Origin of the sequence: Stenotrophomonas sp. PAMC25021 (assembly GCF_004795795.1) — a bacterium.
Taxonomy (GTDB): domain Bacteria; phylum Pseudomonadota; class Gammaproteobacteria; order Xanthomonadales; family Xanthomonadaceae; genus Stenotrophomonas; species Stenotrophomonas muris.
Genome location: NZ_CP039255.1, coordinates 173069 through 185346, shown reverse-complemented (window position 1 = coordinate 185346; position 12278 = coordinate 173069). Strand labels below are relative to the sequence as shown.

Here is a 12278-nt window from a genome sequence, read left to right as displayed (position 1 = left end):
GATGGGCCAAGCGTGCGCCTGTGTCACTGACCTGTAAAACGAATAATATGGGTGAAACCTACCTATAAAGCGGGTACATTCGATGCGCCTGACCTTGCGCCAGCTGCAGGTCTTCGTCGCCATCGCCGACCATGGCACCACCACTGCCGCCGGCCAGGCCGTCGCGCTCTCGCAGTCGGCCAGCAGCGCCGCCCTGCAGGAGCTGGAGGCGCACTTCGGCACCCCGCTGTTCGACCGCATCGGCCGCCGCCTGGCGCTGAACGGGCACGGCCGCGCGCTGCTGGAGCCGGCGCGCACCTTACTGGTCAACGCCGCCGATCTGGAGCGGCAGCTGGCCGCCGGCGGCGACCCGTCGCAGGGCGCACCGCTACGGCTGGTGCTGGCCGCCAGTACCACCATCGGCAACTACCTGCTGCCGCCACGCATCGCCGAACTGCTGCGGCAGGCGCCGCAGGCCGAGGTCGATCTGCGCATCGACAACAGTGCCGGCGTGGTCGCCGCGGTACAGCGCCTGGACGTCGACGCCGGCCTGATCGAAGGCCCGTGCCATGAGCGTGGCCTGCAGGTGACCGCCTGGCAGCACGACCCACTGGTGATCGTGGCTGCCGCCGATGCCCGCGCACGCTGGTCGCTGGATGAACTGCGCCGCGCACGCTGGCTGCTGCGTGAGCCTGGCTCCGGCACCCGCGAAGCCGTGGAACAGGCCCTGCTGCCGCACCTGCGTGGCTTCGCGCAGACCCTGCAGCTGGGCAATACCGAAGCGATCAAGCAGGCCGCCATCGCCGGCCTCGGCCTGGCCTGCCTGTCGCGCCACGCGCTGGAAGAGCCGCTGGCCCTGGGCCGCCTGCGCGTGCTCGAGACTCCGCTGCCGGCCCTGCAGCGCACCCTGTGGCTGGTGCGCCACCCCGGCAAGCAATGGCTGCCGGGGTTGCAGGCGTTGCTGGGGGAGGTGGGGTAGCCATCAGATTTCCAGTCGACTCCATCCATCGACCCTTCTTGTAGCGCTCATCCACGCATGGCGTGGATCTACCGTGTCGACCAAGGTCAACACCCACCAGAGCAGAATGTAGTTCCGACAGATTGCAGGAATCTGTCGAAGGCGGGATGGGTCCGGTTGCGGGGGTGTCCGCGGCATGGATGCCGCGGCCAAGCCCCCAGGGACGGGTTTACGGCGTCCCCCGCGACCGGACCCATCCCGCCATCCCACAGGAAACCAGCTTTTGACGTTGCCGTTGAGGTTGCCGGCCAGCGGCCGGCACTACCGCGGGTGCCGGGTGCAACCCGGCCGACGCCCCCAACCCGTACAATATCCGGATGCCTCTGATTACTCTGCAGAACGTCGACTTCAGCGTCGGCGGCCCGTTGTTGCTGGAAAAGGCCGAACTGTCGATCGAGCCGGGCGAACGCATCGCCCTGATCGGCCGCAACGGCGCCGGCAAATCCACCCTGCTCAAGCTGCTGTCCGGCGACCACAAGCCCGATGACGGCGAAGTCCGCGTGCAGCAGGGCGTGCGCGTCACCCGCCTGGAGCAGGAAGTGCCACACGGCGCCGCCGGCTCGGTGTTCGACGTCGTTGCCGATGGTCTCGGTGAACTGGGCCAGTGGCTGGCCGAGTTCCACCATCTCAGCCATGCCGAGGTCTTCGATGGCGAAGCGCTCGGCAACGTGCAGGCCAAGATCGACGCCGCCAACGGCTGGGGCCTGGACCAGCGCGTCAGCGAAACGCTGACCAAGCTCGACCTCGACGGCGATGCCGAATTCGGCCGCCTGTCCGGCGGCATGAAGCGCCGCGTGCTGCTGGCCCGTGCACTGGTCTCCAGCCCGGACGTGCTGCTGCTGGACGAGCCGACCAACCACCTGGACATCGAAGCCATCGACTGGCTCGAAGCGTTCCTGAAGGGCTGGAGCGGCAGCGTGGTGTTCGTCACCCATGACCGCCGCTTCCTGCGTGCGCTGGCCACCCGCATCGTCGAGATCGATCGCGGCCAGGTCACCAGCTGGCCGGGCGACTGGGCCAACTACGAGCGCCGCCGCGAGGAACGCCTCAATGCGCAGGCGCAGGAAAATGCCCGCTTCGACAAGCTGCTGGCGCAGGAAGAAGTCTGGATCCGCCAAGGCATCAAGGCCCGTCGTACCCGCGACGAGGGCCGCGTGCGCCGCCTCAAGGCGATGCGCACCGAACGCTCGCAGCGCCGCGACCTCAGCGGTAACGTCAAGATGGAAGCCGCGCAGGGCGTCAGCTCCGGCAAGAAGGTCATCGACGTCAAGGACATTTCGTTCGCCTTCGGCGAGCGCACCATGGTCCGCGATTTCACCACCACCATCCTGCGTGGCGACCGCATCGGCCTGATCGGCCCCAACGGCAGCGGCAAGACCACGCTGCTGAAGCTGCTGCTGGGTGAACTGCAGCCGGCCAAGGGAGAGGTCAATGCGGGCACCAACCTGCAGATCGCCTATTTCGACCAGTACCGCGCGGTGCTGCGCGAAGACTGGAGCGCGATCGAGAACGTGGCCGAAGGCCGCGATTTCCTCGAGTTCAACGGAAAGCGCAAGCACGTGCATGCCTACCTGCAGGACTTCATGTTCACCCCCGAGCGCGCGCGTGCGCCGATCACCCGCCTGTCCGGTGGCGAGCGCAACCGCCTGCTGCTGGCCAAGCTGTTCGCGCAGCCGTCCAACCTGCTGGTGATGGACGAACCGACCAACGACCTCGACGTGGAAACCCTGGAGCTGCTGGAAGAGCTGCTGGGCGAGTACACCGGTACGCTGCTGCTGGTCAGCCACGACCGTGACTTCATCGACAACGTGGTGACCTCCACGCTGGTGATGGAAGGCGACGGCGTGATCGGCGAGTACGTCGGTGGCTACAGCGACTGGCAGCGCTATGCGGCCAGCGTGGCTGCGCCTGCTGCGGCCCCGGCTGCCAAGCCGGCGACTGCTGCACCGGCTGCTGCTGCACCGGCCGCTGCTGCGGCCGCGACTCCCGCACCCCCCAAGCGCAAGCTGGCGTACAAGGAAGCGCGCGAGCTGGAGCAGCTGCCAAAGACCATCGAGAAGCTGGAAGGCGATGTCGAAGGGCTGACCTCGGCGATGAACGACCCATCGTTCTACACCCGCAGCAGTGCTGAAGTGACGGCGCACACCCAGCAGCTGGCCAAGGTGCAGGCCGAACTGGATGCCGCTTACGCGCGCTGGGAAGAGCTGGAAGGCTGAGCGTTGACCGGCGCCAGCGATCGCGCCGATTGATGTAGAGCCGAGCCCACGCTCGGCTCAGCAGATCCACGCCATGCGTGGATATCCGGAATCTGTGCGGACCAACGGTCCGCACCTACCAACCGACGGTCCGCACCGACCGGGGGGGGGGGGGCGGCGGTCATTTGACCCCGTGCAGATCCCGCAGCTGGCTCGGCCGGCTGCCGAAGTACGCCGCCAGATCGGCGATGTCCTGATCACTCAGGTCCTTCGCCTGCGGCGTCATCAGCGCATGCTGGCGGTCACCGGCGCGGTAGGCCTGCAGCGCGTGCGCCAGGTAGTCACCGTACTGCCCACCCAGTTTCGGATAGGTCGGATCGATCGGCGCGTTGCCGTCGGCCCCATGGCAGTCGATGCAGCTCTGGCTGGTGGCCTTGCCCTTCACCTTGGCGCGGGCTTCACCGGCGGCCTCGCGACCTGCCGGCAGGCCGGCGGAGGACGATGAACCGTGCTCGCCGCTGGCATGGCCCGGGTCGGCGGCCGATTTTTCGCTGTTTTCCACCTGCGACTGTGAGCAGGCGGCCAGCAGCAGGGCAACGGACAGGGCGATGGCGTGACGCATCGGATGCGCGGCTTTCGACATGGGCGGGCCTTACTTGACGGTGGACAGGTAAACAGAGAGATCGGCGATCTCCTGTTCGCTGAAACTCATCGACTGCGCCTGCATCGTCGGATGCCGGCGCTTGCCCTGGCGGTACTCGGTCAGGGCCTGGGCCAGATACTGCTGGGTCTGGCCGCCGATCTTCGGCACCCGGTAACTGGGGTAGGCGTTCTTGTAGCCGGTGATCCCGTGGCAGCCCTGGCAGGTGTAGGCCAGGATGCGGCCATTGTCGAAGTTGCCGGTGGGTGCGGCGGGCGCTGGCGCAACGGCGGGAGCCGGGGCCGGGGCGGGTGTGGCAGGAGCAGGAGCGGGCTGTGCGGCGGCCCCAAGGGGCAGGAGGACGGCCAGAGCGAGACAAGCGGCGAGCGGCTGCGGGCGCATGGTGTCGTTTCCGGGGATTCGGGTCTGGTCGTTCCGGCGTGGGGTACGGAACGACCCGAGTATAGCCTCAGGTTTCATCTAGCTGAAATGGGGGCGCGCCGACCAGCGGCGTGAAGGCACCATGACCTTTGGGATATGGTGTTGCCGTGAAGTGGTGCATTACTTTGCTACCACACCTGTCCACGCATCCTTCAGGGACCCGACGATGTTGCACCCAACCTTCCTGTCCGGCCGTCGCAGCGGAATCTGCGCTGCCGCACTGCTGATCTCCACCTCCCTGCTGCTGGGCGGTTGCGCCGCAGGGCCCAATTCCGAAGCCAAGGCTGCCGAGACCAAGGAGGAGAAGAAGGTCGACGCAGTCCCGGTCGAAGTGGCGGTGGCCAGCCATCGTGCCGTCGCGGCCAGCTACACCGGCACGGCCGCGCTTGAACCACGCGCCGAGTCGCAGGTGGTCGCCAAGACCTCCGGCGTGGCGCTGGCGGTGCTGGTCGAGGAAGGGCAGCGGGTCACCGCCGGCCAACCGCTGGTGCGGCTGGACCCGGATCGTGCACGGCTGGCCGTTGCGCAGAGCGAAGCGCAGATGCGCAAGCTGGAAAACAATTACCAGCGCGCACAGAAGCTGGTCGGCCAGCAGATGGTCAGCGCCGCCGATGTCGACCAGCTGCGCTACGACCTGGAAAACGTCCGTGCGCAGTACCGGCTGGCCACGCTGGAGCTGTCCTACACCACGGTGGTGGCGCCGATCTCCGGCGTGATCGCATCGCGCTCGATCAAGACCGGCAACTTCGTGCAGATCAACACGCCGATCTTCCGCATCGTCGACAACTCGCGGCTGGAAGCGACCCTCAACGTGCCCGAGCGTGAACTGGCCACCCTGCGCGCCGGCCAGCCGGTGACGCTGGCGGCCGACGCGCTGCCGGGGCAGAGCTTCACCGGCACCGTTGATCGCATCGCGCCGGTGGTGGATTCGGGCAGCGGCACGTTTCGCGTGGTCAGCGCCTTCGACGGCGCCGCACACGCGCTGCAGCCCGGCATGTTCGGTCGCATCCGCATCGACTACGACCAGCGTGCCGATGCGCTGGTCGTACCGCGCCTGGCGTTGCTCGACGACGGTGAGCCGGCGGTGTTCCGCGTGCGCGAAGGCAAGGTCGCACGCGTTCCGGTCAAGCTGGGTTACGCCGAGGGCCCGTGGGTGGAGATCCGTGATGGCCTGGCGGCCGGTGATCAGGTGGTCACCGCCGGCAAGGTCGCCCTGCGCGACGGCACCACGGTGCAGGTGATTGCCGATCCGAAGGCGAAGACGGTCGCTGCGGCCGCCAAGCCCGCAGACAAGGCCGGGAGCAAGCAATGACCGCCCCGGGCCACGACCACGGTGCCTCGCCGGCGAGCGACGGCGCCGCCGCCGGCATGCGCGGCGGCCTGGTGGAGTTTGCCACCCGCCGCCGCGTGACCATCGCCATGTGCACGGTCACGCTGCTGCTGTTCGGCCTGATCGCGCTGGGCAATCTCAAGGTCAACCTGCTGCCCGACCTGAGCTACCCGACGCTGACCGTGCGCACCGAATACACCGGTGCAGCGCCGACTGAAATCGAAACCCTGATCACCCAGCCGGTCGAAGAAGCGGTCGGCGTGGTCAAGAACCTGCGCAAGCTGAAGTCGGTCTCGCGCACCGGCCAGAGCGACGTGGTGCTGGAATTCGCCTGGGGCACCAACATGGACCAGGCCAGCCTGGAGGTGCGCGACAAGATGGAAGCGCTGAACCTGCCGCTGGAGGCCAAGGCCCCGGTGCTGCTGCGCTTCAATCCGTCCACCGAGCCGATCATGCGCCTGGTGCTGTCGAACAAGACGGCACCGACCAGCGATGCCGATGCGGTCCGCGAGCTGACCGGCCTGCGCCGCTATGCCGATGAAGACCTCAAGAAGAAGCTGGAGCCGGTCACCGGCGTGGCGGCAGTGAAGGTGGGCGGCGGCCTGGAGGACGAGATCCAGGTCGACATCGACCAGCAGAAGCTTGCCCAGCTGAACCTGCCGATCGACACCGTCATCAAGCGCCTGAAGGACGAGAACATCAACATTTCCGGCGGCCGCCTGGAGGAGGGCTCGCAGCGCTTCCTGGTGCGTACCGTCAACCAGTTCGCCGACCTGGAGGAGATCCGCAACCTGCTGGTGACCACCCAGGCCGCCAATGGCAGCGCGGCGGACTCGGCGCTGCAGCAGATGTTCAACATCGCCGCGTCGACCGGTTCGGCGGCCGCCATCGCGGCGGCGTCGGCGGCACAGAGCGCATCGTCCGGCGGTGGCTCCAGCGTGGTTGCCAACGGCGTGCCGGTGCGCCTGAAGGACGTGGCCACCGTGCGCCAGGGCTACAAGGAGCGCGAAGCGATCATCCGCCTGGGCGGCAAGGAGTCGGTCGAGCTGGCCATCTACAAGGAAGGCGACGCCAACACCGTGTCCACCGCTGAAGCGCTGCGCAAGCGCCTGGAGCAGATCAAGGGCACGTTCCCGTCCGATGTCCAGCTGACCACCATCGAGGACCAGTCGCGCTTCATCGAGCACGCCATCGCCGACGTCAAGAAGGATGCCGTGATCGGCGGCCTGCTGGCGATCCTGATCATCTTCCTGTTCCTGCGCGATGGCTGGAGTACGTTCGTGATCAGCCTGTCGTTGCCGGTCTCGATCATCGCCACGTTCTTCTTCATGGGCCAGCTCGGCCTGAGCTTGAACGTGATGTCGCTGGGTGGCCTGGCATTGGCCACCGGCCTGGTGGTGGATGACTCGATCGTGGTGCTGGAGAGCATCGCCAAGGCCCGTGAGCGTGGCCTGGGCATCCTGCAGGCGGCGATCGCCGGCACCCGTGAAGTGAGCATGGCCGTGGTCGCCTCGACCCTGACCACCATCGCGGTGTTCCTGCCGCTGGTGTTCGTCGATGGCATCGCCGGGCAGCTGTTCCGCGACCAGGCGCTGACCGTGGCGATCGCCATCGCGATCTCGCTGCTGGTGTCGATGACCCTGATCCCGATGCTGAGCTCGCTGAAGGGGCGGCCGCCGCTGGCGTTCCCGGAAGAGGCGCCGAACGCAGCATGGCAGCCGCAGAAGCGTTGGCAGAAGCCGGTTGCACTGGGCCGCCGTGGCCTGCTCGCCAGCGTGCGCTGGAGCTTCTATGCGCTGGCCTGGCTCGTGGTGCGCCTGTGGCGCGGCGTGGTGGCGGTGGTCGGCCCGGTGATGCGCAAGGCCAGCGACCTGGCGATGAAGCCCTATGCAGGCGCCGAGCGAGGCTACCTGCGCCTGCTGCCGAGTGCGCTGGCGCATCCCGGCAAGGTGCTGGGCGTGGCAGCCATCATTTTCGTGGCGACCATGGCGCTGGTGCCGATGCTTGGCGCCGACCTGATCCCGCAGCTGGCGCAGGACCGTTTCGAAATGACGGTGAAGCTGCCGGCCGGCACGCCGCTGAAGCAGACCGATGCGCTGGTGCGCGAGCTGCAGCTGGCGCATGGCAAGGGCGAAGGCGTGGCCTCGCTGTATGGCGTCAGTGGCAGCGGCACCCGGCTGGATGCCAGCCCGACCGAAAGTGGCGAGAACATCGGCAAGCTGACTGTGGTGATGGAAGGTGGCGGCAATGCGCACACTGAAGCGGCGATCACCGAGCGCCTGCGCGGCACCATGAGCCAGCACCCGGGTGCCCAGGTCGACTTCGCGCGGCCGGCGTTGTTCAGCTTTTCCACGCCGCTGGAAATCGAACTGCGCGGGCAGGACATGGCGACCCTGGAAGTGGCCGGCCAGCGCCTGGCGGCGATGCTGCGCGGCAACGCCCACTACGCCGACGTGAAGTCGACGGTGGAAGAGGGCTTCCCGGAAATCCAGATCCGCTTCGACCAGGAGCGCGCCGGTGCACTGGGCCTGACCACCCGCCAGATCGCCGACGTGGTGGTGAAGAAGGTGCGTGGCGACGTCGCCACCCGCTACAGCTTCCGTGACCGCAAGATCGACGTGCTGGTGCGCGCCCAGGAAGGTGACCGCGCCAGCGTGGAGAGCATCCGCCGGCTGATCGTCAATCCGGGCAGCACCCGCCCGGTGACCCTGGACGCGGTGGCCGACGTGGTCGCCACCACCGGCCCCAGCGAGATCCATCGTGCCGACCAGACCCGGGTGGCGGTGGTGTCGGCCAACCTGCGCGACATCGACCTGGGCGCCGCCATGCGCGAAGTGCAGCAGATGGTGGCCGAACAGCCGCTGGGCGCAGGCGTGGGCCTGCACATCGGTGGCCAGGGCGAGGAGCTGGCGCAGGCGGCGAAGTCGCTGATTTTCGCCTTCGGCCTGGCGATCTTCCTGGTCTACCTGGTGATGGCCTCGCAGTTCGAATCCCTGCTGCACCCGTTCGTGATCCTGTTCACCATCCCGCTGGCGCTGGTCGGCGCGATCCTGGCGCTGATGCTGACCGGAAAGCCCATCTCGGTGGTGGTGTTCATCGGCCTGATCCTGCTGATCGGCCTGGTCACCAAGAACGCGATCATCCTGATCGACAAGGTCAACCAGCTGCGCGAGGCCGGCGTGGCCAAGCATGAGGCGCTGGTGGAGGGTGCGCGTTCCCGCCTGCGCCCGATCATCATGACCACGCTGTGCACGCTGTTCGGCTTCCTGCCGCTGGCGGTGGCGATGGGCGAGGGCGCCGAAGTGCGTGCACCGATGGCGATCACCGTGATCGGTGGCCTGCTGGTGTCGACGCTGCTGACGCTGCTGGTGATCCCGGTGGTGTACGACCTGACGGATCGTCGCGGCGACGCCTACTACCGTGAGCGCGGCCGCAAGCACGCCGGTGAAGGCCTGCATGGCGACGAGGGCGGCACAGCGGGTGTGGAGGAACCGGCATGAGTGTTGCCGAGTTCTCCATCCGCCGTCCGGTCACCACCATCATGTGCTTCGTGTCGCTGGTGGTGATCGGCCTGATCGCTTCGTTCCGGCTGCCGTTGGAGGCGCTGCCGGACATCTCCGCGCCGTTCCTGTTCGTGCAGATTCCCTACACCGGCTCGACCCCGGAAGAAGTGGAACGGACCATCATCCGTCCGGTCGAGGAATCGCTGGCGACGATGACCGGCATCAAGCGCATGCGCTCGTCGGCCACCTCCGAGGCGGCGCTGATCTACATCGAGTTCAGCGACTGGGACCGCGACATCGCCATTGCCGCGTCGGACGCGCGCGAGCGTATCGACGCGATCCGCAGCGACCTGCCCGACGACCTGCAGCGCTACAACGTGTTCAAGTGGTCCAGCAGCGACCAGCCCGTGCTGAAGGTGCGGCTGGCCAGCACCACCGACCTGACCACCGCCTATGACATGCTCGATCGTGAGTTCAAGCGGCGCATCGAGCGTATTCCCGGTGTGGCCCGCGTCGATATCACCGGTGCGCCGCCGAACGAGGTGGAGATCGCCATCGATCCGAACCGGCTCAACGCGCATGGGTTGAGCATCAACGAGCTGAGCGAGCGCCTGCGCACGCTGAACTTCTCGATCTCGGCCGGGCAGATCGATGACAACGGCCAACGCGTGCGCGTGCAGCCGGTAGGCGAGATCACCGACCTTCAGGAGATGCGCGACCTGGTGATCAACGCCAAGGGCCTGCGCCTGGGCGACATCGCCGACGTGCGCCTGAAGCCGGCGCGGATGAACTACGGGCGCCGCCTGGACGGCAACCCGGCGGTGGGCCTGGACATCTTCAAGGAACGCAGCGCCAACCTGGTGGACGTTTCGCGTGCGGCACTGGCCGAGGTCGAGGCGATCCGCGCGCAGCCGTCGATGCGCGACGTGCAGATCAAGGTGATCGACAACCAGGGCAAGGCAGTGACGTCCTCGCTGCTGGAGCTGGCCGAGGCCGGCGCGGTCGGCCTGATCCTGTCGGTCACCGTGCTGTTCTTCTTCCTGCGCCATTGGCCGTCGACGCTGATGGTGACCCTGGCCATTCCGATCTGCTTCACCATCACCCTCGGCTTCATGTACTTCGTCGGGGTGACACTCAACATCCTGACCATGATGGGCCTGCTGCTGGCCGTCGGCATGCTGGTCGACAACGCGGTGGTGGTGGTGGAGAGCATCTACCAGGAGCGCGAGCGCATGCCGGGGCAGCCACGGCTGGCCTCGATCATCGGCACCCGCAACGTGGCCATCGCGCTCAGCGCCGGCACGCTGTGCCACTGCATCGTGTTCGTGCCGAACCTGTTCGGCGAGACCAACAACATCAGCATCTTCATGGCGCAGATCGCGATCACCATCTCGGTCTCGCTGCTGGCCTCGTGGCTGGTGGCGGTCAGCCTGATCCCGATGCTGTCCGCGCGCATGGCCACGCCCAAGCTGGTGCACTCGCAGACCGGCCTGATCGCGCGCCTGCAGCGACGCTATGCGCAGCTGCTGGACTGGTCACTGCATCACCGCGGTTGGAGCCTGCTCGGCATCCTGCTGGTGGTGCTGGTCAGCCTGGTGCCGATGAAGCTGACCAAGGTCGACATGTTCGGTGGTGAGGGGGGCAAGGACATCTTCATCGGCTACATGTGGAAGGGCGCCTACACCTACCGCCAGATGTCCGAGGAAGTGGCGCGGGTGGAGAACTGGATCGACCAGAACCGCGAACGCCTGCACGTGAAGCAGGTGTATTCCTGGTACAGCGAGCAGGAAGGCAGCTCCACGGTGGTCACCCTGGACGAAAAGTACGCCAAGGACATCAAGTCGCTGCAGGAGGAACTGCGCAAGGGCCTACCGAAGTCGGCCCGCACCGATTACTTCGTCGGCAACCAGGGCGGCGATGGCGGTGGCGGCAGCAACCAGGGCGTGCAGGTGCAGCTGGTGGGCGACTCCAGCTCGATGCTGCAGGAGATCGGCCAGGAAGTGGTGCCGTTGCTGGCGCAGCGTGCCGAGCTGCGTGACGTGCGCATCGACAACGGCGAGAAGGGCGGCGAGCTGAAGGTGCGCGTCGACCGCGAGCGTGCCGCAGCGTTCGGCTTCAATGCCGAGCAGGTGGCCAGCTTCGTCGGCCTGGCGCTGCGCGGCGCGCCGATGCGCGAGTTCCGCCGCGGTGACAACGAAGTGCCGGTGTGGGTGCGCTTTGCCGGCGCCGAGCAGAGCAGCCCGGAAGACCTGGCCGGTTTCACCGTGCGCACCGGCGATGGCCGCAGCGTGCCGCTGCTGAGCCTGGTCACCGTGGACGTTGGTTCGTCGGCCACCCAGATCGGCCGCACCAACCGCCAGACCACGTTGACCATCAAGGCCAACCTGGCCGAGAAGGTCACCGCGCCGGACGGGCGCAAGGCGATCGAAGCCGTGCTCAAGCCGATGAACTTCCCGGCCGGCTATGGCTTCACCTTCGACGGCGGCGACTACGGCAACGACGACGAGGCCATGCAGCAGATGGTGTTCAACCTGCTGATCGCATTGGTGATGATCTACGTGGTGATGGCGGCGGTGTTCGAGTCGCTGCTGTTCCCGGCGGCGATCATGAGCGGCGTGCTGTTCTCGATCTTCGGCGTGTTCTGGCTGTTCTGGATCACCGGCACCTCGTTCGGGATCATGTCCTTCATCGGCATCCTGGTGCTGATGGGCGTGGTGGTGAACAACGGCATCGTGATGATCGAGCACATCAACAACCTGCGGCGCAGCGGCATGGGCCGCACCCAGGCGCTGGTGGAAGGCTCACGCGAACGCCTGCGCCCGATCATGATGACCATGGGCACGGCGATCCTGGCGATGATCCCGATCTCGCTGACCGATACGCAGATGTTCGGCAATGGCCCGGAGTATTCGCCGATGGCGCGCGCGATTGCGGGCGGCCTGGCGTTCTCGACGGTGGTCAGCCTGCTGTTCCTGCCGACGATCTATGCGGTGCTCGATGACCTGCGCAATGCCGTGACGCGGTTGATCCGCCGTGCACGCGGGCTGGAGAGGATGGAGCCGGGCGCTGCCCGGCTGTAATGCGCGCCAACGTGTTGTGGTGTGGGGGAGGCCGGTCGTAGTGGGGCGGTCTCCCCCTTTTTTTCTGCTCGCCGCGTCGCCGCGTCGCCCGA

The 12278-nt window shown here is 67.1% G+C and carries 6 protein-coding genes and 1 pseudogene; 5 read left to right on the top strand and 2 right to left on the bottom strand.

The window, feature by feature from the left end:
* The first annotated feature begins 82 nt into the window (after window positions 1-82).
* Entirely contained in the window at window positions 83-958 is an 876-nt protein-coding gene (locus E5790_RS00850; RefSeq protein ID WP_111205984.1) for a LysR substrate-binding domain-containing protein, read from the top strand.
* A 356-nt stretch (window positions 959-1314) separates the two neighbouring features.
* Window positions 1315-3213, top strand: a complete 1899-nt coding sequence (locus E5790_RS00845) for an ATP-binding cassette domain-containing protein (protein WP_111206119.1) — start codon at window positions 1315-1317, stop codon at window positions 3211-3213.
* Between the two features lie 160 nt (window positions 3214-3373).
* On the opposite strand, the gene E5790_RS00840 is transcribed toward E5790_RS00845, so the two are convergent.
* Together E5790_RS00840 and E5790_RS00835 are read right to left on the bottom strand one after the other, a co-directional pair.
* Complete coding sequence (locus E5790_RS00840) at window positions 3374-3835, bottom strand: cytochrome c (protein WP_111206120.1); 462 nt, start codon at window positions 3833-3835, stop codon at window positions 3374-3376.
* 9 nt (window positions 3836-3844) lie between these two features.
* Complete coding sequence (locus E5790_RS00835) at window positions 3845-4234, bottom strand: c-type cytochrome (RefSeq protein ID WP_111206121.1); 390 nt, start codon at window positions 4232-4234, stop codon at window positions 3845-3847.
* Window positions 4235-4439: 205 nt separating this feature from the next.
* Here E5790_RS00835 and E5790_RS00830 point away from each other — a divergent pair, with 205 nt between their 5' ends.
* The 3 genes and pseudogenes from E5790_RS00830 (at window position 4440) to E5790_RS00820 (ending at window position 12186) form a co-directional block, all read left to right on the top strand.
* Window positions 4440-5585: an efflux RND transporter periplasmic adaptor subunit gene (locus tag E5790_RS00830; protein WP_168708226.1), complete on the top strand. Its 1146-nt coding sequence runs from the start codon at window positions 4440-4442 to the stop codon at window positions 5583-5585.
* Window positions 5586-5647: 62 nt separating this feature from the next.
* A pseudogene (locus tag E5790_RS00825) lies at window positions 5648-9103 on the top strand (efflux RND transporter permease subunit); the annotation flags it as partial.
* A complete protein-coding gene (locus E5790_RS00820) occupies window positions 9100-12186 on the top strand; it encodes an efflux RND transporter permease subunit (protein WP_111206123.1) in 3087 nt (1028 codons plus the stop codon). The pseudogene E5790_RS00825 and the gene E5790_RS00820, both read left to right, overlap by 4 nt.
* Window positions 12187-12278 lie beyond the last annotated feature (92 nt).

Bases quoted from the DNA above. Each gene is read 5' to 3' on its own strand.
- E5790_RS00850 (WP_111205984.1), top strand. From the start codon at position 83: ATGCGCCTGACCTTGCGCCAGCTGCAGGTCTTCGTCGCCATCGCCGAC.
- E5790_RS00845 (WP_111206119.1), top strand. From the start codon at position 1,315: ATGCCTCTGATTACTCTGCAGAACGTCGACTTCAGCGTCGGCGGCCCG.
- E5790_RS00840 (WP_111206120.1), bottom strand. From the start codon at position 3,835: ATGTCGAAAGCCGCGCATCCGATGCGTCACGCCATCGCCCTGTCCGTT.
- E5790_RS00835 (WP_111206121.1), bottom strand. From the start codon at position 4,234: ATGCGCCCGCAGCCGCTCGCCGCTTGTCTCGCTCTGGCCGTCCTCCTG.
- E5790_RS00830 (WP_168708226.1), top strand. From the start codon at position 4,440: ATGTTGCACCCAACCTTCCTGTCCGGCCGTCGCAGCGGAATCTGCGCT.
- E5790_RS00820 (WP_111206123.1), top strand. From the start codon at position 9,100: ATGAGTGTTGCCGAGTTCTCCATCCGCCGTCCGGTCACCACCATCATG.